Here is a 21,520-nt window from a genome sequence, read left to right on the forward strand (position 1 = left end):
GTGTAGCGGGCTACACCACCGGCCTGGGGGCACGCCCGGGTGCGCGGGTCGCCGGCGTCGCTTACGGTGTGCTGCGAGGTGAGATGAACAGAGCCCTGAGACGCAGCGCGGAGGCGACCGGCGAGCTGGTCGGCGCCCTGCGCACGGGCCTGCCCGCGATGGCCGGGCTCGCTCCGCTCGTGGCGGCGCTGGCCCTGTCGTTGCTCGTGCTGCCGTGGCTGCCGTCGGCCGTGAAGCCCCTGCGGGCGCTCGCGAACGCCGAGCGGCGACGGGCCGGACGCGTCCTCGGCCGCGAGATCCCCGAGCCGTATCGGCCGTCCTCGGGCGAGGGGCTCGGTGAGGCGCGCCGCCTGCTGCGGTCGCCCTCCACCTGGCGGGACGCGGCCTGGATGGCGGCGCACGGGCTCACCGCCCTGGCGGCGGCCGCGATCGCGGTCGCGGTGTGGCCCGCCATCCCGTTCACGCTTTCGCTGCCGCTGTGGTGGTGGGCGGCGCCCGAGGGCTCCCAGGCGGCGTTCATCACCCTGGACAGCTGGCCGAAGGCACTGACGATGCCGTTCCTGCAGGGGGCCTTCGACCTGGCCGTCCTGCTGTGGCTGGTGCCGAGGCTCCGGCGGTGGCAGGCCGGGCTCGCCGAGGTCCTGCTGTCGCCCACCCGGCGCACCAGCCTCGCCGAGCGGGTCGAGGAGCTGACCGAGACCCGCGCCGAGGCCCTGGAGGCGCACGGCGCCGAGCTGCGCCGCATCGAGCGCGACCTGCACGACGGGACGCAGGCCCAGCTCGTCGCCGCCGCCCTGCGGCTCGGCCTCGCCGACCGCCGCTTCGACGCCGAGCCGGACGCGGCCCGGACGCTGTTCCTGGAGGCCAGGGAGGGCGTCGAGGAGGCCCTCACGCAGCTGCGGACGGTGATCCGCGGCATCTACCCGCCGATCCTGTCCGACCGCGGGCTGGCCGGGGCGCTGCGGGCCCTCGCCGCCGGGCAGCCGATCCCCGTCGAGCTGCACGTCGAGGACGCCAGGGCGCCCGCCGCCGTCGAGGCCGCCGCCTACTTCGTCGTGGCCGAGGCCCTCACCAACATCGCCAGGCACAGCGGCGCCCGGCACGGGTGGGTCGCCCTCCGCCGCGAACCCGCCCGCCTCACGATCACCGTGCGGGATGATGGCAAGGGCGGGGCCGACCCCGACCGGGGCAGCGGCCTGGCGGGCATCCGCCGCCGGGTGGCGGCGCTCGACGGGGCGACCCGCCTGGACAGCCCCGACGGGGAAGGGACGACGCTTCAGGTGGAGCTGCCGTGCGGATCGTGATCGCGGAGGACAGCGTCCTGCTGCGCGAGGGCCTCGCCATGCTGCTGGACGCGGGCGGCCACAAGGTGGTCGCCGCCGCCGGCAGCGGCCCGGACGTGCTGCCCGCCCTGCTGGAGCATCGCCCGGACGCCGCCGTCCTCGACGTGCGGCTGCCGCCGGGGTTCCGCGACGAGGGGCTCCGCGCGGCGATCGAGGCGCGCAGGCGGCTGCCGGGCCTGCCGGTGTTGGTCCTCTCGCAGTACGTGGAGCAGACCTACGCCGCCGAGCTGCTCGCCGGCGGCGCCGGGGGCGTCGGCTACCTGCTCAAGGACCGGGTCGGCCGCGTCGACGAGTTCCTCGACGCCCTGGACCGCGTCGCCGCCGGGGGCACCGCCCTGGACCCCGAGGTCGTGTCCCAGCTGATGACGTCCCGGCACGACCCGCTCCAGGAGCTCACGCCCCGCGAGCGGGAGGTCCTCGGACTGATGGCGCAGGGCCTCGACAACGCCACGATCGCCGCGACCCTCGTCATCACCGAGCGGTCGGTGAGCAAGCACATCGGCGCCGTGTTCGCCAAGCTCGGCCTCCCGCCCACCGACAGCGGGCACCGCCGCGTGCTCGCCGTCCTGGCCTACCTGAACTCGTGAGGGTCCGCCGAGCCGCCCGCGCCCTCCTGCTGGACGGTGACGCGCTCGTCCTGCTGCGCCGCACGGTGCCCGGCCGCGCCGTCTACTGGACGACCCCGGGCGGCAAGATCGAGCCCACCGACGCCTCCCGCGAGGCCGCGCTGCGCCGGGAGTTGGACGAGGAGCTCGGCGCGACCGTCGGGCCCGTCAGGCAGGTCTTCGCGTGCGCCGAGCAGGGCCCCGAGCTGCACCGCATCAACACCTTCTACGTCTGCCGCCTGGTGACGATGGACCTCTCGCGCCGGCACGGTCCCGAGTTCGACGACCCCGCGAAGGGGCGTTACGACGTGGACCTCGTCCCGTGCACGCCCGCCGGCCTGGAGCCCCTGGACCTCGTCCCCGGGATGCTCTCCACCTACCTGCGCGACCACGCCGGCGACCTCCCCGGGCTCGTTCCCTAGCGGGGCCGCGCGGCCAGCGCGATCAGGTCGGCCAGCTCCGGGAGGGGGAACGGCGCGTCGTGCAGGCGGCTCGTCGCGATCCGCAGGTGCGGGCCGGACGGGACGATCTGGTAGCGGCTGCCGGGCGCGGCGGCGACGCCATGCGCGGCCAGCGTGACCAGGGCGCCGGACTCGTCGGCGACCGGAACCCACAGCATCAGGCCGTCGCGGTTGCCCGTCGGCACGCCCCGCTCGGCGAGCGCGGCGGCCAGCCCGTCACGGCGCTCTGCGTAGGTCAGGCGTGCCCGTGCCACGAGGTCGCGGGTCGCGGGGTCCGTCAGCAGGTGCGCCAGGGCGTCCTGCAGGACGCGGCTCGTCCAGCCGGTGCCGAAGCTGCGCAGGACCCGGACCCTCTCCACCGGCTCGGCCGCACCGCCGATCACCGCGATGCGCAGATCGGGGCCGTGCGACTTGGAGTAGGAGCGCACCAGGACGGTGCGGTCCGGCAGATGGGTCCCGACGCTGACGGCCGGTGAGGCGGACACCTCGCCGGTGCCGTCGTCCTCGATCACGAGCGTGCCGACCGGCGCGAGGAGCGCGGCGAGCGCGGCGGCGCGCGCGGGGGTGAGCGCGTGCCCGCGTGGCGTGTGGGCGCGCGGCTGGTACACGAACGCGGCCGGCCCGGCCGCGAGGGCCTCGGCGAGGGAGTCCGGCTCCGGGCCCTCGGCGTCGCACGACACCGGGACGATCTCCGCGCCCTGCGCCTCCAGGATGTCCAGCAGCCGGGCGCCGGTCGGATCCTCCACGGCGATGCGGTCGCCGGGGACGGCGACGGTCTGGCAGACGAGCTGGACGCCCTCGTAGCCGCCGCCCGTGGTGAGCATGCCGGCGGCGGGGAACGGCCAGCCCGGCTCGACGGCGGCGCGCAGGGCGGGCGTGATCGTCTCGCGGGTGTAGCCGTTCAGCTGCGGGGTCCGCGCGCCCGCCGCGAGCGCCGCGCCCAGGGGCGGCAGCAGCGCCGGGTCGGGCGCCGCGACGGCGAGGTCGACGGCGAGCCGGGTGCCGAACTCCCCGATCCGCTCGTACCGCGCCGGATGCGGGACGTTCGGCGGGCCGATCACCACGGTGCCGCGCCGGCGCTGGGCGCTGACGACGCGGTGCCGGCGCAGCGTCGTCCAGGCGTCGGCGACGGTGCCGGGGCTCACCCCGAGCTCCGCCGCGAGGCCCCGGACGGTCGGCAGCCGGGTGCCCGCGGGGATCTCCCCGCTGCGGATCAGGCTCGTCATCGCGGCGGCGATGCCCCGGGCCGTGCGGTCGCCGATGCGCTCGGCCAGCCACGCCGCGTCGATCACGTTACCTCCGGACAAGTTATGTGCAGTAACAAAACGCCCATTGTACTGGCTACAAACAGACCCTAAAGTCGGGTCCCATCGCGCCCGGTATGCGGGCAAACCCCCTTCTACATGCGGAAATGGAGTGCTGTGCCGATTCCACGGATTCGTCTGGCGGTGCGGGACTGGGACCATCTCGTCCCGCTGCTGACCGGCCGGGCCGGCGCCCGCGGGGCGGCCCTGGAGGTCGAGACCCGGGACACCACCCCCGACGTCCTCGCAGAGCCGGACCTGGACGGCGGCGAGACGTCCTTCAGCCGCTACGCCCTCGCGCGGGCGGGCGGCGACGACCGGCTCGTGGGCCTGCCGGTGTTCCTGATGCGCGGCTTCCGGCACCGCTGCGTGCTCGTCCGCTGGAGCGGCGGCCCCTCCTCGCCGCGGGACCTGGCGGGCGCCACGATCGGGCTCACCGGCTGGCCCGACTCCGGCAACACCTGGACGCGGGCGCTGCTGCGGGCCGAGGGCGTCGACCTGTCCGGCATCCAGTGGCGCGTCGGGTCCCTCGCGGCCGGCGAGACCGGCAAGGACCGCGTCGGCCCCCGCCCGCTGCCCGGCAACGTGCGGGTCACGGGCACGCCCCTCATCGAAGGGCTCGCCGACGGGAGCCTCGACGCGGTCTTCACCCCGTTCATGCCGCCGGAGATGTTCACCGCCCGCGGCCGCTTCCGCCACCTCTACGGCGACTACCGCGCCGCCGAGACCGCCTACTACGCCCGGACCGGGTTCGTCCCGGGCATCCACCTCCTCGCCCTCAAGCGCGAGGTCGTGGACGCCCATCCCTGGCTCCCCGAGGTCGTCCAGGACGCCTTCGAGGCGTCCAAGCGCCTCTGGCTGGAGCGCCGCCGGCTGCTCGCCGACACCACGCCCTGGCTGCTGGACGAGCTGGAGGCGCAGGCGCGGATCTTCGGACCCGACTGGATGCCCTACGGGACCGGGGCCAACGCCGCCATGACCGCCGCGTTCTGCGCGGAGCTGTACGAGCAGGGCATCGCGCCCCGCCCGATCAAGGCCGAGGAGCTCTTCGGATGAGGATCGCCGTGGGCCAGTTCGCCTCCACCGAGGACTGGCAGACCAACCTCAAGACCTGCACGACGCTGATCGACGAGGCCGTCGGGGGCGGCGCCGGCCTGCTGGTGCTGCCCGAGGACTCCCTCGCGCTGTTCATCGACGAGCCCGATCGGATCGCCGGGGCGGCGCAGCCGCTGGACGGCCCCTTCGTCACCGGCCTGCGCGCCCACAGCAGGGGCTCGCGCACCACGGTCGTCGCGGGCGTCCACGAACCGGCGGGCGACGGCAGGGTCCACAACACCCTCGTCGCCGTCCGCGACGGCGAGCTCGTCGCCGCCTACCGCAAGGTCCACCTCTACGACGCGTTCGGCGCCAGGGAGTCCGACCGGGTGACGCCCGGCGACGGCGAGCCCGTGGTCGTCGACTGCGACGGCTGGCGGGTCGGACTCATGACCTGCTACGACGTAAGATTCCCCGAAATGGCCAGGCTGCTGGTCGACGCGGGCGCCGACGTGCTCGCGGTGCCGGCCGCCTGGGTGCGCGGTCCCGCGAAGGAGCGGCACTGGGAGGTCATGGTGACCGCCCGCGCGCTGGAGAACACCTGCTACGTCGCGGCGTCGGGGGAGTGCGGCCGCCGCAACATCGGATCGAGCATGGTCGTCGACCCGCTCGGCACCGTCCGTGACCGGCTGGGCGGCCGGCCCGGTCTCCTGTGGGCCATCGCCGACCGCGAGGAACTGGCCGAGGCCCGCCGCGCGCTGCCCGTGCTCGCCAACCGCCGGTTCCGCGTCGACCCGTCCATCCGCCCTCTGAAGGAGACCGCATGAGACGCGCCATCGCCGCCCTGTCGGCGGCGGCCCTGCTCGCGGGGACCGCCGCGTGCGGGGCGAATCCGCCCGAGGCCGAGGGGATCCTCAACGGCAAGTCCTCGCAGGGCGTCGGCGCCGCCGACCTCCGCCAGACGCTCGACCACGGGCTGCACGACCGGCTGCCCGCCAAGAACAAGGCGTCCGGCAAGCTGATCTCGGTCAACAACGGCTCGTTCCCGCCCTACGAGATCGCGGGCTCGGACGGGCGGTCGCTGAGCGGCGCGTCCGCCGACCTGTCCACCGCGCTCAGCCAGCTGCTCGGCGTCAAGATCGAGCACGTCACCGTGGACGGGCTGCCCAGCCTGCTCACCGGCATCAAGGCCGACCGGTACGACTTCGCGATGGGACCGGTCGGCGACTTCCCCGAGCGCGAGGCCGCCAACGACTTCGTCGACTGGGTCCGCGAGTTCGTCGTCTTCGCCGTCCCCAAGGGCAACCCCAAGCACATCGGCTCCATCGCCGACACGTGCGGGACGAAGATCTCGGTGATGGCGGGCGGCTCCGCCGAGGACGTCGCCAAGACCCAGTCGGCCGCGTGCGTCCAGCAGGGCAAGCCCGCCGTGCAGGTGCAGTCGTACAAGGACCAGCCGACCGCGATCCTCGCCGTCCGGTCCCACCGGGCCGACGGCTTCTTCTCCTCGCAGGCGCCGCTCAGCTACTTCGTGAAGCAGTCGGGCGACGACCTGGAGCTCGCCGGGACGGGCAAGCCCAACGGGTTCGACGACCTCTACCAGGGCTCGGTCGTCGCCAAGGGCTCGCCGCTGCGGGACGTCCTGCTCGAAGGGTTCCGGAAGCTGATCGAGAACGGCACGTACAAGAAGGTCATGACCAAGTGGGACCTGACCGACAACATGCTCGACAAGCCGGGCGTGAACCTGGCGCCCAGGAAGGGGTGAGGCGGCGGTGACCATGACCAAGGAGCATCCGCGCGGCACCGTCGGCGACGTCGACGTGGCGGGCGCGGCGCACGTGCGGCACCCGCTGCGGTGGGTCGCCTCGCTCGTCGTGCTCGTGCTGGCCGCCCAGTTCGCCCACCTGCTCTGGACGAACGACAACTTCCGATGGGACGTCGTCGGCCGCTACATGAACGCCTCCATCATCGGAGACGGGATCGCCATCACGCTGGTCCTGACCGTCATCGCGATGGCGGTCGGCATCGCGGGCGGCATCATGCTGGCGGTGGGGCGGCTGTCGGACAACCCGCTGCTGCGCACCGCCTGCGGCCTGTACGTGTGGTTCTTCCGCGGCGTGCCCGTGCTGGTGCAGCTCGTGCTCTGGTACAACCTGTCGGCGCTGCTGCCGCGGCTGTCGGTCGGCGTCCCGTTCGGGCCGGAGTTCCTGCACGGCGACACCAACCAGCTCATCACCCCGCTGATCGCCGCCATCCTCGGCCTCGGCCTGAACGAGGCCGCCTACATGGCGGAGATCATCCGCGGCGGGCTGCTCGCCGTGGACCCCGGCCAGACCGAGGCCGCGCAGGCGCTCGGCATGGGCGGCGCCCGAACCTTCCGGCGGATCGTGCTGCCGCAGGCGATGCGGTTCATCGTCCCGCCGACCGGCAGCCAGGTCATCAACATGCTGAAGGCCACCTCGCTGGTCAGCGTGATCGCCCTCGCCGACCTGCTCTACACCGTCCAGTCCATCTACAACCGGACGTTCCAGACCATCCCGCTGCTGCTCGTCGCCTGCCTCTGGTACCTGGTGATCACCTCGGTCCTGTACGTCGGGCAGTCGTTCATCGAGCACCACTACTCGCGCGGCGCCACCCGCAACGCCCGGCAGGGCTTCTGGGACTTCGTCCTGATGCGGCGCCGCCGTCCCGTCCCGGAGGTGTCGCCGTGACCACGCTGGAGAAGGACGCGCCGCCGGCCGCCGTCCCGATGGTGCGGGCGCGCGGCGTCCGCAAGAGGTTCGGCCATCTGGAGGTGCTGAAGGGCGTCGACCTGGACGTGAGCCCCGGCGAGGTCGTCGTGGTGCTCGGGCCGTCCGGGTCGGGCAAGTCGACGTTCCTGCGGTGCGTGAACCATCTGGAGACGATCGACGGCGGCTCCGTCCACGTGGACGGTGACCTGATCGGCTTCACCGCGTCCGGCGGGAAGGTGCGGCACCTGCGCAAGCGCGAGATCACGCGGCAGCGCCGCGAGATCGGCATGGTGTTCCAGCAGTTCAACCTGTTCCCGCACCTCACCGTCCTGCAGAACGTCATCGAGGCGCCGACCGGCGTGCGCGGCGAGTCCCGCGCCGAGGCCCGGGCGCGGGCCGGCGAGCTGCTGGCCAAGGTCGGCCTCGCCGACAAGGCGGGCGGCTACCCCCGGCAGCTGTCCGGCGGGCAGCAGCAGCGCGTCGCGATCGCCCGCGCGCTGGCGATGCGGCCGAAGCTGATGCTGTTCGACGAGCCGACCTCCGCGCTGGACCCCGAGCTGGTCGGGGACGTGCTGGACACCATGAAGACCCTCGCCGAGGAGGGCCTCACCATGATCGTCGTCACGCACGAGATCGGCTTCGCGCGCGAGGTCGCCGACCGCGTCGTCTTCATGGACGGCGGCGTGATCGTGGAGTCCGGCAGCCCCTCGGCGGTCCTGGACCGCCCGAAGAACGAGCGCACGAAGGCCTTCCTCAGCAAGGTGCTCTGACGGCCCGCCTCCCGGCCGGCGTAGCGGGGGCCGCCGGCCGGGTATGGCGAAGGCGTGATACCGCGGGGCCGGGAAGGGTATTTGATCGGGCCCCCGGGCGAGCGCGAGGCTTGCCCAGGAGGGGAAGGTGCGCTCGTGGACGATCTGGACGACTGGCCTGGCAGTGAACTGAGCGACGAGGAGTTGGACGTCGCCTACAACGTGCGCAGGAAGGCAGGGCCCGAGCTGTTCGACCGGCACATGGCCCGGTACCGGGCCATGTCGGAGGCGGCCGTCGAGGGGCTGCCGGGGCACCCGGGGATCGTCTACGACGAGGCGAGCGGGGAGCGGCTCGACGTCTGGGGCACCGGCGAGGGGCTGCGGCCGGTGTTCGTCTTCCTGCACGGCGGCTACTGGATGGCGCTGTCGCGGGACGTGTCGTCGTTCATGGCGAGGATGCTGCACGAGCAGGGCGTCGCGACCGTGGTGCCCGACTACACCCTGGCGCCGAAGGCGACGCTGGAGGAGATCGTCCGGCAGACGCGGGCGGCCGTGGCCTGGGTGTACCGGCACGGGCGCGAGCACGGTCTCGACCCCGAGCGCATCGTGGTGGGGGGCAGTTCGGCGGGCGGGCACCTAGCCGGGATGACGATGGTCGGCGGCTGGCAGGAGCCGCTCGGGCTGCCCGCCGACGTCGTCAAGGCCGCGATGCCGTTCAGCGGGCTGTTCGACATCCGCCCGATCACCCGCGTCTACGTCAACGAGGCCGTGCGGCTGGACCTGGCGCGGGCGGCGGCGCTCAGCCCCGCGCTGCTGCCGGCGCGGTACCGCTGCCCCGCCGTCCTCGTCGCCGCGCAGGACGACGGGGCCGGCTTCCTCGCGCAGTCCCGGATGTTCCACCCGCGCTGGGACGCCGGGGACCTGGTGATCGTGCCGGACCGCGACCACTTCGACGTGGTCCTGGACCTGGCGGATCCGGACTCCCTGCCCGGCCGGGCGCTCGTCGACCTGGTCCGCGCGGTGTGATCAGCCGGCGGTGATCTCGGCGGCCGCGCGGCGGAGGTGGTCCAGCATCAGCCGGGCGGACGGGGTCGGGGCGCGGTGCGCGGGGAGCGTGACGCCCACCTGGCGGCGGACGGTCTCCAGCGGCACCGGGAGCGGCGCGATGTCGGCGTCGGTCCGCGCGACCAGCTCGGGAAGGGCGGCGATCATGTCGGTGTCGCGGACGAGGGTGCGGACGGTCAGCACCGACGTGCACTCGACCAGGTTGCCGGGCGGGTCCAGGCCGTCGGCGCGGAAGACCTGCTCCAGCTCCGACCGCAGCGCCGTCTGCTCCAGGGGCAGCACCCAGGGGTAGGCGAGCAGGTCGGCCAGGCCGAGGCCCGGCACCGAGCGCGCGGGATGGCCGCGGCGGGCGACGAGGCGGACGGGTTCGCCGTAGAGGGTGATCTGGCGCAGGCCGCGCAGGTCCTCGATCGGGTTGAGGCGGCCGAGGATCAGGTCGATCTCGCCGTCCAGCAGGCGGGGGACCTGCGCGTCGAAGGTGGCCTCCTGGACGATCACGGTGACCCCGGGGCGGTCCCGCTTCAGCGCCGCGATCGCGCGGGGGAGCAGGACGCTGGAGCCGGCGAGCAGGGTGCCGATCGTGACCGTGCCGACCTCGCCGTCGGCCAGGCCGCTGATGCGCTCGCCGGCGCGGCGGAGCTCGGCCAAGACCGCGCGGGCGTGCTCGACGAACGCGTCGCCGAACATGGTCGGGGTCATGCCGCGCGGGCCCCGGGTGAACAGCTCGACGCCGAGGAGGCCCTCCACCTCGCGCAGGCTGCGCGTCACCGCGGGCTGCGCGAGGCGCAGGTGCTCGGCGGCCCGCAGGACGCTGCCCTGGTCGGCGACGGCGACGACGAGCACCAGGTGCCGCAGCTTCAGCCGTCCGTTGAGCAGGTCGATCGCGCGCATGCCGACTTGGTATCACAGTTCGGTCATATCCGGTGGATCCGGGGTCACCGTCCGGGTATGGCGGCCGGATCGAGGTATCCCTCGGCCTGGAGGGCGAAGAGCTCGGCGTAGCGCCCGCCGGCGGCCATCAGCGACCCGTGGGTGCCGTGCTCGGCGCGGGCGTCGAGGGCGGCGGTCGGCTCGTCCAGGATGACGAACGGCGCGTCGCGGAAGGCCGCCCGGGCGGGTGCGCCCGGCATAGCCGTTCCGGCATAGCCGCCGGGGAGTTTGGTATTTGCCAGGCATAGCTTCGCGGGCGGAGTATCGGGGGAATGTCGAGCCACGCGGGAGGGGACGGATGAAGGCTGAGCACTACGTCGGCGGGGTGTTCCGTTCGGACGGTCCGGCCTTCCCCCTCGTCGCGCCCGCGGACGGCACCGAGCTGGGCGCCGTCCCCGAGGCCACCCGGGAGGTCGTCGACGACGCCGTGGCCGCGGCGCGTGCCGCGCTGAAGGGCCCCTGGGGCGCGACGGGCGCCGAGGAGCGGGCCGCCGCGCTGCGGCGCGTCGCCGACAGCATCCAGGCGCGGTTCGAGGAGTTCGTGGACGCCGAGGTCGCCGACACCGGCAGGCCCCGCGCGTTCGCCGAGACCGTCGACGTGCCGCGCGCCGTCGGCAACTTCCGCGCCTACGCCGACCTGCTGTACGGGCGCCCGGAACGCGCCTACACCACGCGGGTCCCGGGGTGGAGCTCCGGGACGGGCGAGGCGCTCAACTACACGGTGCGCCGGCCGCTCGGGGTGGTGGCGGTCGTCTCGCCGTGGAACCTCCCGCTGCTGCTGTCGACCTGGAAGATCGCGCCCGCGCTCGCGTGCGGGAACACCGTGGTGGCCAAGCCGTCGGAGGAGACGCCCTCCACCGCGACGCTGCTCGCCCGGGTGATCGACGACGCGGGACTTCCCGGCGGCGTGTTCAACCTGGTGCACGGGCACGGCCCCGGCGCGGCGGGGGAGTTCCTCACCGGGCACCCCGGGGTGGACGCGATCGCCTTCACCGGCGAGTCGGCCACCGGCGCCGCGATCATGCGCAACGCCGCCGACCACGTCACCCCCGTCTCGTTCGAACTGGGCGGCAAGAACCCCGCGCTCGTCTTCGCCGACGCCGACCTGGACGCCGCCGTGGACGGGACGGTCCGCTCCTCCTTCACCCACTCCGGGCAGATCTGCCTGTGCACCGAGCGCGTCTACGTGGAGCGCCCCGTCTTCGAGGAGTTCGTCGCGAGGCTCGGCGAGCGGGCCCGCGCGCTGGACGGCTACGGGCCGATGATCTCGGCAGGGCACCGCGACAAGGTCCTGTCGTACTTGCGGCTCGCCCGCGAGGAGGGCGCCACGGTCGTCGCCGGCGGCGGCGCCCCGCGGTTCGGGGACGCGCGGGACGGCGGCTTCCACGTCGAGCCGACCGTCCTCACCGGGCTCCCCGAGAGCGCCCGGGCCGTCCGGGAGGAGATCTTCGGGCCGGTCTGCCACGTCGCGCCGTTCGACACCGAGGACGAGGCCCTCGCGCTCGCCAACGACAGCCCCTACGGGCTCGCCGCCGCGGTGTGGACGCGGGACCTGTCGCGCGCGCACCGGGTCGCGCCGCGCGTCGAGACCGGGATCGTCTGGGTGAACTGCTGGAACCTGCGCGACCTGCGCACCCCGTTCGGCGGCGTCAAGGCGTCCGGGATCGGCAGGGAGGGGGGAGAGTACTCCCTGGACTTCTTCTCCGAACCCGTCAACGTCTGCGTCCAGATCTGAGAGCGAGCCCAGTGACCACGAACATCGAGGCCGCCGCCGAGAGGCTCCTCGGCGCCCACGCCGGCGGCACGCCGTGCGCGCCCGTCCGCGACCTGATCACCACGGCGGACGACGCCTACGCCGTCCAGGACCGGCTGACCGACCGCTGGCTGGGGGAGGGGCGCCGCCTCGCCGGCCGCAAGATCGGCCTGACGTCGCGCGCCGTCCAGGCACAGATCGGGGTGGACAGCCCCGACTTCGGGATGCTGTTCGCCGACATGGCCGTCCCGGACGGGGAGGAGATCCCCGCCGGCGCCGTCCTGCAGCCCCGCGCCGAGGCGGAGGTCGCCCTCGTGCTGGAGCACGACCTGACCCACGAGCGGCACACCGCCGCCGACGTGATCCGCGCGACGGCGTTCGCGCTGCCCGCCATCGAGGTGGTCGGCAGCCGCGTCCGCGACTGGGACATCACGCTCGCCGACACGGTCGCCGACAACGCCTCCTCCGGCATGTACGCGCTGGGCAACCGCCCCGTCCCGCTCGCCGGCGTCGACCTGCGCCTGTGCGGGATGGTGATGGAGCGGCGCGGCGAGCAGGTCTCGACCGGCAACGGCGCCGCCTGCCTCGGGCACCCGCTGAACGCCGCGCTCTGGCTCGCCGACACCCTCGTCCGCGTCGGCCGCCCGCTGCGCGCCGGCGACACCGTCCTGACCGGCGCGCTCGGCCCGGTGGTCCCGGCCGGCCCGGGCGACGTGTTCGAGGCGCGCATCGACGGACTCGGCGACGTCCGCGTCGCGTTCGGCAAGGAGGAGTCCTGATGGCGGACGTGCACGCGCTCGCGGCGGCGCTCGACGAGGCCGCCCGGGACGTTCGGGCGATCCCCAAGCTGACCGGCCGGGCGCCGCTGGACGTCGCGACGGCGTACGCGGTGCAGCGCGCCGGGATCGAGCGGCGGCGCCGCAGGGGCGAGCGGCTCGCCGGGGTGAAGATGGGGTTCACCAGCCGGGCCAAGATGGTCCAGATGGGCGTGGACGACGTCATCTGGGGCCTGCTGACCGACGGCATGGCGGCCGAGTCGGCGGTGGACGTGTCCCGCCTCATCCACCCGCGGATCGAGCCCGAGATCGCCTACCTGATCGGGCGGGAGGTCCGCTCCGCCGCCGAGGTCGAGTCCGCCGTGGCGGGCGTCGCCGTCGGGTTCGAGGTGCTGGACTCCCGCTACGAGGACTTCGCGTTCACGCTCCCGGACGTCATCGCCGACAACGCCTCGGCGGCCCGGTTCGGCGTCGGCGCCTGGCACGCGCCCCGCGACCTGTCGAACGCCGGGCTCCTGCTGGAGATCGACGGACGCCCGGTGCAGACGGGCTCGTCCGCCGCGATCCTCGGTGACCCGGCGCGGTCGCTGCGGGCGGCGGCCCGGCTCGCGCTCGGCGCCGGGATGACGCTGGAGCCGGGCTGGATCGTCCTCGCCGGCGCCGCGACGGCCGCGGTCCCGCTGCCGAAGGACGCCCACGTCCGGGTCGTCGGCGCGGGCCTCGGCGCCGTGGAGGTGACGACCTGATGGACGACGCGATCCTCGTCGAGGGCAAGGCCCGGCCGCGCGGCCGGTTCCCGCACCTGCGGCGGGCCGGCGACCTGGTCTTCGTGTCCGGGACGAGTTCGCGCCGCCCGGACGGCACGTTCGCCGGGGCGAGCGCCGACGCGATGGGCGTCACCGACCTCGACATCCGGGAGCAGACCCGCGCCGTCGTCGAGAACATCCGCGACCTGCTGGAGGCGGCCGGCGGCGGGCTGGCCGACGTCGTCAGCGTCACCACCTACCTGGTGAGCATGAACGACTTCGGCGGCTACAACGAGGTCTACGGCGAGTACTTCGACGAGACCGGGCCCGCCCGCACGACCGTCGCCGTCCACCAGCTCCCGCACCCGCACCTGCTCATCGAGATCTCGTGCGTCGCGCACATCCCCCAGGCGACGCGGACCGGAAAGGAGGGCGGAACATGACCCTGCCCCAGCTGTCGTTCGGACGGCCGTTCAACTTCGACGCCTGGATCGAGGAGCACCGGGACCTGCTGAAGCCGCCGGTCGGCAACGTCCAGGTCTTCGACGACGCCGGGCTGATCATCATGGTGGTCGGCGGCCCCAACCAGCGCACCGACTTCCACGACGACCCGACCGAGGAGTTCTTCTACCAGCTCAAGGGCAACATGGTGCTGCGCGTCATGGAGGAGGAGGGCCGCCCGCCCACCGACCTGCAGATCAACGAGGGCGACGTCTTCCTGCTGCCGCCGCACGTCCGGCACTCGCCGCAGCGGCCCGAGCCCGGGTCGATCGGCCTCGTCGTGGAGATCCCGCGCCCCGAGGGCCTCACGGAGGCGTTCGAGTGGTACTGCACCGAGTGCCACCACCTCGTCCACCGCGCCGAGCTCCAGGTCCGCTCGATCGTGGACGACCTGCCGCCCGCCTTCGAGGGCTTCTACGGCAGCGACCGGAAATGCCCGAACTGCGGCGCGGTGCACCCGGGCCGGCAGTGGCCGCGGTCCATGACCCCGACGACGGCGCCCCGTGTCTGACGGGACCTCGGTGACGGTCTTCGACGTCCACACGCACGTCTTCCCGCGGATCGGCCGCGACGAGGGCCTGATGCTCGCCGACGAGGGCCAGCCGTGGCTGCGCGTCGACCACGGTGGCGCGGGCATGATGATGTGCGGCGACGCCGAGTACCGGCCCGTCGGGGATGCGCTCTGGGACGCCGCGCGCCGCGTCGCCGACATGGACGCCGCCGGCGTCGACCGGCAGGCCGTCTCGTCCACGCCGCTGATGTTCGGGTACGCGGCCGAGCCGTCCCGCGCCGCCGACTGGTGCGACTTCGTGAACGACCGCATCCTGGCGTTCTGCTCGGACGTCCCCGACCGGCTCCTGCCGCTCTGCCAGGTGCCTCTCCAGGATCCGGAGCTCGCCTGCGCGGTCGCCGAGCGGGCCGCGGCCGCGGGGCACCGCGGGGTCCACATCGGCAACCATGTCGGCGACCGCAACCTCGACGACGAGGGGATCACGGCGTTCCTCGCCCACTGCGCGGAACTCGGCCTGCCGGTCCTGGCGCACCCGTGGGACATGCTCGGCGCCGACCGGATGCGCGGCCACATGCTGCCGTGGCTGTCGGGCATGCCCGCCGAGACGCAGCTGAGCATCCTCGGGCTGATGCTGTCGGGCGCGTTCGAGCGGCTCCCGGAGTCCCTGCGGCTGTGCTTCTGCCACGGCGGCGGCAGCTTCGCGTTCCTGCTCGGGCGGGCCGACAACGCCTGGCACCGCCGCGACATCGTGCGCGCCGACTCGCCTCGGCCCCCGTCGGAGTACGTCGGCCGGTTCCACGTCGACTCCGCCGTGTTCGATCCCCGCGCGCTCCGCCTGCTCGTGGACGTGATGGGCCCCGACCGGGTCATGCTCGGCACCGACTACCCGTTCCCGCTCGGCGAGAAGGACCCGGGCGCGACGATCCGGGCGTGCCCCGGCCTGGACGACGCCGGGCGCGCCCTGCTGCTCGGCGGCAACGCGGAGGCGTTCTTCGCGCCCGCCCACGACCTGGTGACCACCGAAGGAATGACGCAGTGAGCCTGGAGGACGAGGCGCGGCGCCTCGACGAGACCGATCCGCTGCCCACGCTGCGGGGGGAGTTCCTCGTCCCGCCCGCGCCCGGCGGGCCCTGCGCGGAGGCCGCCTACTTCGCGGGCAACTCCCTCGGGCTCCAGCCGAGGAGCGTGGCCGGGCTGCTCCGCGAGGAGCTGGACGACTGGGCGCGGCTCGCCGTCGAGGCCCACACGCGGGGCCGCCGCCCCTGGGTGAACTACCACGAGCTGCTCCGCGAGCCCGCCGCCCGCCTCGTGGGCGCGCTGCCGCACGAGGTCGTCGCGATGAACTCGCTGACGGTCGACCTGCACCTGATGATGGCGAGCTTCTACCGTCCCGCCGGGACGCGCACCCGCATCGTCATCGAGGACGCGGCGTTCCCGTCCGACTCCTACGCGGTCGCCAGCCAGGCCGTCCACCACGGGCTCGACCCGGCCGGGACGGTCGTGCGGCTCAGGCCCCGCGACGGCGAGGACACCCTGCGCACCGAGGACGTCCTGGCGTTCCTCGACCGCGAGGGCGGCACGGTCGCGCTCGTCCTGCTCGGCGGGGTCAACTACCTGACCGGCCAGCTCATGGACATGGCGGCGATCACCAAGGCGGGCCGGGCCGCCGGCGCCGTCGTCGGGTGGGACCTCGCCCACGCCGCCGGGAACGTCCCTTTGCGCCTGCACGACTGGGACGTGGACTTCGCCGCCTGGTGCACCTACAAGTACCTCAACGGCGGACCGGGCGCCGTCGCGGGATGCTTCGTCCACGAGCGGCACGTCCGGGACGCCTCCGTGCCGAAGCTGGCGGGCTGGTGGGGCACCGACCCCGCCGTCCGGTTCCGGATGGACGCCGACATGGCGCCGCCCGCCTCCGCCGACGCCTGGCAGCTGTCCAACCCGCCGATCATGGCGCTCGCCCCGGTGCTGGCCTCCCTGGAGATCTTCGACCGGGTGGGGATGGACGCGCTGCGCGCCAAGAGCGAGCGCCTCACCGGCTACCTGGCGGACCGGCTCGCCGCGATCGGCGCCGTGGTCGTCACGCCGCCCGACCCGGCGGCGCGCGGCGCCCAGCTGTCGGTGCGGGTGGCGGACGCCGGCGTGCTCGTCCGGCGGCTCGCCGAGGAGCACGGCGTCATCGCCGACGCGCGTGAGCCCGATGTCGTCCGGCTCGCGCCCGTCCCGCTGTACTGCACGTTCCACGACTGCCACCGAGCCGCCGCGGCCCTCGCGGATCTTCTTTAGGTGTGTCGGTGCATGGGCCCGCCCGGCATCGGGTAAGTTCGTCTGCGTTGCACGATGGCGTCGGCCCGGCCGGCCGGCGCCAAGCAGTCTCGAAGCGTTTTCTCCGGGTGACCGGCGGGCGTGAGTGAGTCCGCTTGCAGCCCGGCCCCGCCGACCGGCGGGCCGGAGACGTTTTACCCGGAAGGGAAAGACCATGGCCGAAGGCACCGTGAAGTGGTTCAACGCTGAGAAGGGCTTCGGGTTCATCGCGCCCGACGGCGGCGGCCCCGACGTGTTCGTCCACTACTCGGCGATCACCACCAACGGCTACCGCAGCCTCGACGAGAACCAGCGCGTCGGGTTCGAGATCACTCAGGGCCAGAAGGGCCCGCAGGCCGAGGGCGTCTACCCGCTCTAAGGTCCTGCCGGATCTCAGCTGAGGCCGGGGGCGCTCGCGCGTTCCCGGCCTTTCGCATGCCCACCGGCCGCGCGCCGGGTCCGCCCTAGGGGACCGCCTTCTCGGCACGGCCGGCGGGTTCGGCCGCGGGCCGCGCGGTCGCACCGCCGCCCCGCGCGTCCAGTGCCCCGGCCGTCACGGTCATCACCGCGACCACGCACGTGATGAGCGCGAACGCGGCCGGGTAGGACAGCGCCCCGGCCGTCCAGCCGGTGATGGCGGGCGCGGTCAGCCCGGACAGGTAGGTGATCGTCGCCACGCCCGCCACGCCCTCGCCCGGGGTGGCGCCGGCGGCGCCCGCCGCCGCGAACACCAGCGGCACGACCGTCGCCACGCCGACGCCGAGCAGCGCGAACCCGGCGATGGCCGGCCAGGGCGCGCGGGACGCCACGACCAGCGCTCCGCCGAGGACCGCCACCACGCCCCCGCACCGGACCACCCGGGCCGGGCCGAGCCGCCGCACCAGCCGGTCGCCGAGCAGCCGGGTCCCCGCCATGCACGACATGAAGACCGTGTAGGCGGCGGCGGCCAGTCCGGGGCCCGCGTCCGCCACCTCGGTCAGGTAGACGGCCGTCCAGTCGGCGCTGGCGCCCTCGGCGAACGTGGCGCAGAAGCCGACGACGCCGATGGCCAGGACGGCCCGGTTCGGCAGCGCGAAGCGCCGGGGCGCCGGGGCGCCGGGCGAAGGGCGGACGTGCAGCAGCCCGCGGCCCGCCGGGACGCCCACCGCCAGCAGCACGGCCGCGACCAGACCGAGGTGCAGGCGGGCGTCGATCCCCGCGTGCGCGGCCAGGATTCCGGCGCCGCCCGCGACGAGGCTGCCCACGCACCACAGGCCGTGCAGGCCGGACATGACCGGCCGGCCCAGATGCCGCCCCACCGACACCGCGTGCGCGTTCATCACCACGTCGGACATGCCGGCGGTGGCCCCGAACAGCAGCATCGCCGCGAACAGGAAGACGGGCGCCGGGGCGAGCGCGGGCAGCGCCCCGGCGGCGCACCAGGCCGCGATCAGCAGGCGGGTGGCCCGGCGCTCGCCGATCCGGTGCGCGATGCGGCTCGCGGTCGGCATGCCGATGAACGCGCCGACGGACGGGCAGAGCAGCGCCGCGCCGAGCACGGTGGGGGACAGGTCGAGCCGGTCCTGGATCCAGGGGATGCGGGTGGCGAGGGTGCCGGCGACGGCGCCGTGCAGAGCGAACACGACCGCGATGGCGCGGTGGGGGGAGTTCATGGTCCGAAAAACTAACAGGCAGGCTTCCTGATGGAAAGTGTTTCAGGCAGGTTCCCTGCCTACTACCATGGGGGCGTGAAGACCGCCGACCCGACGATGGCCCGCGCGATCAACGACCGGCTGGCCCTCGACCTGCTGCTGGAGCGCGGGCCGCTGACCGCGCCGCAGCTGCGGACGCTGACCGGGCTGTCGCGGCCGACGGTGTCCGATCTGATCGAGCGGCTGCGGGCCGGCGGGCTGATCGAGGCGGCGGGGGAGACCGGTGCCGACCGGCGGGGGCCGAACGCCCGCCTCTACGCGCTGGTCGCTGACCGCGCCCATGTCGCCGGGGTCGATCTGCGCCGCGACGCCGTGCACGTCAGCGTCGCCGACATCGCGGGGAACCCGGTGGGGTCGGCGTCCCGGCCGCTGCCCCCGTCCCCCGACCTCTGCGCCCTCGTCGCCGATGCGGTGACCGAGGCGGCGGGCGGCCGCGCCCTGCACACGGTGGTGCTCGGTACCCCCGGGCTGATCGACCCGCGCACCGGGCGCGCGACCGCCAGCGGCGTTCCCGGCGGCCAGCCCGACCTCGGCGCGGCCCTGCGCGACCGGCTGGGCGCGCCGGTGCGGGTGGAGAACGAGGTCAACCTCGGCGCCATCGCCGAGCACCGGGAAGGCGCGGCGGCGGGCCGCGACGACTTCGCGCTGCTCTGGCTGGACGACGGCGTCGGCGGGGCGCTCGTCCTGGACGGTCGGTTGCGGCGCGGCGCGTCGGGCGGCGCGGGCGAGGTGGGCCTGCTGAAGGTCGGCGGCACGGACTTCTGCGCCCTGCTCGACGGGGCGGCCGTCGCGGGCCTCGGCGACGAGGTGATCGCCGGGCGCATCGCCGAGGCGGTGTTCGTGCTCGTCGCCGTCCTGGACCCCGGGCTCGTCGTGCTCGGCGGGGCGCTCGGCCGCGCGGGCGGCGACCGGCTCGCGGGCCTGGTCGCCGCGCACCTCGGGCTCCTCAGCCCGGCCGCCACCGAGGTGCGACCCGGCCGCGTCGAGGGCGACGCCGTGCTGCGCGGCGCGGTGCTGACCGCCCTCGACCTGGTCCGCGACGACGTCTTCGGCTAGCGGTCCCTCGGCCGGAACCCGCCCGGCCGCGGGTTCCTCACGCCTTCGGCAGGCGCTCGCCCGCGCGCAGCCGGTCCAGGCCGAGCCAGATGAACTCCACGGCCATCTGCTCGGCGCGCTCGCGCGGCGTGTCGGGATGCTCCAGCCACCACGACACCATCGACAGCATCGACCCGTACATCAGCGGGACGAGCAGCCGCGCCCGCCGCTCGTTCACCGCGAGCGCCGCCGGCGACAGCGCCGGGTCGGCGCGGCGGCGGCGCAGCAGCAGGTCCGCGAACGCGGTGCCGAGCCGGTCGCGCAGCTCCCGCAGCTCCAGGCCGACCTCGGGCTTGTCGAGATGCCGGACCACGAGGGCCCAGGCGTCCGGCTCCTCGGTGGCGTAGTCGAACAGCACCCGGATCATCGCCCGGATGCCGTCCGCCGAGCCGTGCGCGGCGAGCACGGCCCGGTTCAGCCTGCCGGTGATCTCGGCCACGATCGCCTCGGTGACCTCGGCGAACAGCTCCTCCTTGGAGGTGAAGTGCTGGTACAGCAGCGCCTTGGACACCTGCGCCCCCGACGCCACGTGCTCCATCTGGGTCAAGTGGTAGCCGCGCCGGCCGAACTCCGCCAGCGCCGCCTGGAGCAGCTGCTCGCGCCGCCGGGCGTGCGGCATGCGCCGCCGCGCGCCCGGCGCCGCCTCCCCCGTGCCGCTCGTCATGTGCCGAGGTACCTGCCGAGCTCGGCGCGGGCCACGCTCCGCACGTGGACCTCGTCCGGGCCGTCCGCGAGGCGCAGGGTGCGGAGTCCGGCCCACATCGCGGCGAGCGGGGTGTCGTCGCTGACGCCGGCGCCGCCGTGCACCTGGATCGCCCGGTCGACCACCTCCAGCGCGACGCGCGGGGCGATCACCTTGATCGCCGCGACCTCGGACCGGGCGGCCTGCACCCCCTGCTTGTCGATCAGCCAGGCGGTCTTGAGGGTGAGCAGCCGGGCCTGCTCGATCGCCATCCGCGACTCGGCGATCTGCTGGCGCACCACGCCCTGCTTGGCCAGCGGCCCGCCGAAGGCGACGCGCGACACCGCGCGCTCGCACATCAGCTCCAGCGCCCGCTCGGCCATCCCGATCGCGCGCATGCAGTGGTGGATGCGGCCGGGGCCGAGGCGGGCCTGCGCGATGGCGAAGCCGCCGCCCTCCTCGCCGACCAGGTTCTCGACGGGGACGCGGACGTCGGTGAAGGTGATCTCGCAGTGGCCGTGCTGGTCCTGGTAGCCGAACACGGGCAGCGGCCGGACGACCTCCACCCCCGGGGCGTCGAGCGGCACGAGCACCATCGACTGCTGCCGGTACGGGTGCCCCTCGGGGTCCGTCTTGCCCATCACGATCATGATCTTGCAGCGCGGGTCGGCGGAGCCGCTGATCCACCACTTGCGGCCGTTGACGACGTAGTGGTCGCCGTCCCGCTCGATGCGGGTGGAGATGTTGGTGGCGTCCGAGCTCGCCACCTCCGGCTCGGTCATCGCGAACGCGCTGCGGATCTCGCCGTTCAGCAGCGGCGCGAGCCAGCGCTCCTTCTGCTCGGGCGTCCCGAACAGGTGCAGGACCTCCATGTTGCCGGTGTCGGGCGCCGCGCAGTTGATGGCCTCGGGCGCCAGGGCGGGGGAGCGGCCCGTCACCTCGGCGAGGGAGGCGTAGTCGGTGACCGAGAGGCCGTGTGCGGGGTCCTCGCAGTCGGGAAGGAACAGGTTCCAGAGGCCGCGCTTGCGCGCCTCCACCTTGACGTCCTCGACGACCTGGGGGACGTGGTGCTCGCGGCCCGCCGCGCGCAGCTCGGCCCGCTGGGCCGCGTAGACCGGCTCGGCCGGGTAGACGTGGGCGTCCATGAAGTCCTGGAGGCGGCCGAGGTGGTCCCGGGCCCGCTCGCTCAAACCGAAGTCCATTCCGCTAGAGTAACTGACGAGTCAGTTACTTCGGG

General features: G+C 74.3%; 24 protein-coding genes. 18 read left to right on the top strand and 6 right to left on the bottom strand.

Annotated features, from left to right (window positions below; all coding sequences use genetic code 11):
* Window positions 1-83: 83 nt before the first annotated feature.
* From AB0H37_RS29675 to AB0H37_RS29685, 3 genes are read left to right on the top strand one after another with little or no spacing between them, the layout of a single operon-like run.
* Window positions 84-1,304 carry a sensor domain-containing protein gene (locus AB0H37_RS29675; RefSeq protein ID WP_360616460.1) on the top strand — a complete coding sequence of 407 codons (1,221 nt, stop codon included), beginning with the start codon at window positions 84-86 and terminating at the stop codon, window positions 1,302-1,304.
* Complete coding sequence (locus AB0H37_RS29680) at window positions 1,292-1,930, top strand: response regulator transcription factor (RefSeq protein WP_360616461.1); 639 nt, start codon at window positions 1,292-1,294, stop codon at window positions 1,928-1,930. The genes AB0H37_RS29675 and AB0H37_RS29680 overlap by 13 nt, the downstream gene beginning before the upstream one ends.
* Window positions 1,927-2,370, top strand: a complete 444-nt coding sequence (locus AB0H37_RS29685) for an NUDIX hydrolase (protein ID WP_329091699.1) — start codon at window positions 1,927-1,929, stop codon at window positions 2,368-2,370. Before AB0H37_RS29680 ends, AB0H37_RS29685 begins: the two co-directional genes overlap by 4 nt.
* On the opposite strand, the gene AB0H37_RS29690 is transcribed toward AB0H37_RS29685, so the two are convergent.
* Window positions 2,367-3,701 carry an aminotransferase class I/II-fold pyridoxal phosphate-dependent enzyme gene (locus tag AB0H37_RS29690; RefSeq protein ID WP_329091697.1) on the bottom strand — a complete coding sequence of 445 codons (1,335 nt, stop codon included), beginning with the start codon at window positions 3,699-3,701 and terminating at the stop codon, window positions 2,367-2,369. The genes AB0H37_RS29685 and AB0H37_RS29690 overlap by 4 nt on opposite strands.
* Before the next feature lie 129 nt (window positions 3,702-3,830).
* On the opposite strand from AB0H37_RS29690, the gene AB0H37_RS29695 reads away from it, so the two are divergent.
* The 6 genes from AB0H37_RS29695 (at window position 3,831) to AB0H37_RS29720 (ending at window position 9,255) form a co-directional block, all read left to right on the top strand.
* The gene (locus AB0H37_RS29695) at window positions 3,831-4,769 is read left to right on the top strand and encodes a hypothetical protein (RefSeq protein WP_179834455.1); all 939 of its coding nucleotides are present in this window, start codon (window positions 3,831-3,833) and stop codon (window positions 4,767-4,769) included.
* Window positions 4,766-5,575, top strand: coding sequence for a deaminated glutathione amidase (locus AB0H37_RS29700; protein ID WP_329091696.1), 810 nt, complete (start codon window positions 4,766-4,768; stop codon window positions 5,573-5,575). The genes AB0H37_RS29695 and AB0H37_RS29700 overlap by 4 nt, the downstream gene beginning before the upstream one ends.
* Window positions 5,572-6,513, top strand: coding sequence for an ABC transporter substrate-binding protein (locus AB0H37_RS29705; RefSeq protein ID WP_179834457.1), 942 nt, complete (start codon window positions 5,572-5,574; stop codon window positions 6,511-6,513). Before AB0H37_RS29700 ends, AB0H37_RS29705 begins: the two co-directional genes overlap by 4 nt.
* 13 nt (window positions 6,514-6,526) lie before the next feature.
* Entirely contained in the window at window positions 6,527-7,459 is a 933-nt protein-coding gene (locus AB0H37_RS29710; RefSeq protein ID WP_179838639.1) for an amino acid ABC transporter permease, read from the top strand.
* A gap of 38 nt (window positions 7,460-7,497) precedes the next feature.
* The gene (locus AB0H37_RS29715) at window positions 7,498-8,250 is read left to right on the top strand and encodes an amino acid ABC transporter ATP-binding protein (RefSeq protein WP_179838640.1); all 753 of its coding nucleotides are present in this window, start codon (window positions 7,498-7,500) and stop codon (window positions 8,248-8,250) included.
* A 135-nt stretch (window positions 8,251-8,385) separates the two neighbouring features.
* Window positions 8,386-9,255 (top strand): alpha/beta hydrolase, encoded by an 870-nt coding sequence (locus tag AB0H37_RS29720; protein WP_360616462.1) that lies wholly within the window; start codon window positions 8,386-8,388, stop codon window positions 9,253-9,255.
* Here AB0H37_RS29720 and AB0H37_RS29725 read toward each other — a convergent pair whose 3' ends face one another.
* Together AB0H37_RS29725 and AB0H37_RS29730 are read right to left on the bottom strand one after the other, a co-directional pair.
* Complete coding sequence (locus tag AB0H37_RS29725; protein WP_179834458.1) at window positions 9,256-10,185, bottom strand: LysR substrate-binding domain-containing protein; 930 nt, start codon at window positions 10,183-10,185, stop codon at window positions 9,256-9,258.
* Window positions 10,186-10,229: 44 nt separating this feature from the next.
* The gene (locus tag AB0H37_RS29730; protein ID WP_360616463.1) at window positions 10,230-10,424 is read right to left on the bottom strand and encodes a hypothetical protein; all 195 of its coding nucleotides are present in this window, start codon (window positions 10,422-10,424) and stop codon (window positions 10,230-10,232) included.
* Between the two features lie 98 nt (window positions 10,425-10,522).
* Here AB0H37_RS29730 and AB0H37_RS29735 point away from each other — a divergent pair, with 98 nt between their 5' ends.
* From AB0H37_RS29735 to AB0H37_RS29770, 8 genes are all read left to right on the top strand, one after another.
* On the top strand, window positions 10,523-11,959 hold the full coding sequence (locus tag AB0H37_RS29735; protein WP_360616464.1) for a 2-hydroxymuconic semialdehyde dehydrogenase: 1,437 nt from the start codon (window positions 10,523-10,525) through the stop codon (window positions 11,957-11,959).
* A gap of 11 nt (window positions 11,960-11,970) precedes the next feature.
* On the top strand, window positions 11,971-12,756 hold the full coding sequence (locus AB0H37_RS29740) for a fumarylacetoacetate hydrolase family protein (protein WP_276530294.1): 786 nt from the start codon (window positions 11,971-11,973) through the stop codon (window positions 12,754-12,756).
* Window positions 12,756-13,499 carry a fumarylacetoacetate hydrolase family protein gene (locus AB0H37_RS29745; protein WP_179834460.1) on the top strand — a complete coding sequence of 248 codons (744 nt, stop codon included), beginning with the start codon at window positions 12,756-12,758 and terminating at the stop codon, window positions 13,497-13,499. The genes AB0H37_RS29740 and AB0H37_RS29745 overlap by 1 nt, the downstream gene beginning before the upstream one ends.
* A complete protein-coding gene (locus tag AB0H37_RS29750) occupies window positions 13,499-13,942 on the top strand; it encodes a RidA family protein (protein ID WP_329091686.1) in 444 nt (147 codons plus the stop codon). The genes AB0H37_RS29745 and AB0H37_RS29750 overlap by 1 nt, the downstream gene beginning before the upstream one ends.
* The gene (locus AB0H37_RS29755) at window positions 13,939-14,511 is read left to right on the top strand and encodes a 3-hydroxyanthranilate 3,4-dioxygenase (protein WP_179834462.1); all 573 of its coding nucleotides are present in this window, start codon (window positions 13,939-13,941) and stop codon (window positions 14,509-14,511) included. Before AB0H37_RS29750 ends, AB0H37_RS29755 begins: the two co-directional genes overlap by 4 nt.
* Window positions 14,504-15,550 carry an amidohydrolase family protein gene (locus AB0H37_RS29760; protein ID WP_360616465.1) on the top strand — a complete coding sequence of 349 codons (1,047 nt, stop codon included), beginning with the start codon at window positions 14,504-14,506 and terminating at the stop codon, window positions 15,548-15,550. Before AB0H37_RS29755 ends, AB0H37_RS29760 begins: the two co-directional genes overlap by 8 nt.
* On the top strand, window positions 15,547-16,797 hold the full coding sequence (gene kynU, locus AB0H37_RS29765) for a kynureninase (protein WP_360616466.1): 1,251 nt from the start codon (window positions 15,547-15,549) through the stop codon (window positions 16,795-16,797). Before AB0H37_RS29760 ends, kynU begins: the two co-directional genes overlap by 4 nt.
* A 193-nt stretch (window positions 16,798-16,990) precedes the next feature.
* Window positions 16,991-17,194, top strand: a complete 204-nt coding sequence (locus AB0H37_RS29770) for a cold-shock protein (protein WP_067639228.1) — start codon at window positions 16,991-16,993, stop codon at window positions 17,192-17,194.
* Between the two features lie 85 nt (window positions 17,195-17,279).
* Here AB0H37_RS29770 and AB0H37_RS29775 read toward each other — a convergent pair whose 3' ends face one another.
* Window positions 17,280-18,467, bottom strand: a complete 1,188-nt coding sequence (locus AB0H37_RS29775; protein ID WP_360616467.1) for an MFS transporter — start codon at window positions 18,465-18,467, stop codon at window positions 17,280-17,282.
* Between the two features lie 75 nt (window positions 18,468-18,542).
* On the opposite strand from AB0H37_RS29775, the gene AB0H37_RS29780 reads away from it, so the two are divergent.
* Window positions 18,543-19,562 (top strand): ROK family transcriptional regulator, encoded by a 1,020-nt coding sequence (locus tag AB0H37_RS29780; RefSeq protein ID WP_360616468.1) that lies wholly within the window; start codon window positions 18,543-18,545, stop codon window positions 19,560-19,562.
* A gap of 37 nt (window positions 19,563-19,599) precedes the next feature.
* On the opposite strand, the gene AB0H37_RS29785 is transcribed toward AB0H37_RS29780, so the two are convergent.
* Window positions 19,600-20,265, bottom strand: coding sequence for a helix-turn-helix domain-containing protein (locus AB0H37_RS29785; RefSeq protein ID WP_360616469.1), 666 nt, complete (start codon window positions 20,263-20,265; stop codon window positions 19,600-19,602).
* Window positions 20,262-21,485 (bottom strand): acyl-CoA dehydrogenase family protein, encoded by a 1,224-nt coding sequence (locus tag AB0H37_RS29790; protein WP_360616470.1) that lies wholly within the window; start codon window positions 21,483-21,485, stop codon window positions 20,262-20,264. The genes AB0H37_RS29785 and AB0H37_RS29790 overlap by 4 nt, the downstream gene beginning before the upstream one ends.
* Window positions 21,486-21,520: the final 35 nt, after the last annotated feature.

The sequence above is a fragment of the Actinomadura sp. NPDC023710 genome, from assembly GCF_040639875.1.
Lineage (GTDB): Bacteria > Actinomycetota > Actinomycetes > Streptosporangiales > Streptosporangiaceae > Spirillospora > Spirillospora citrea.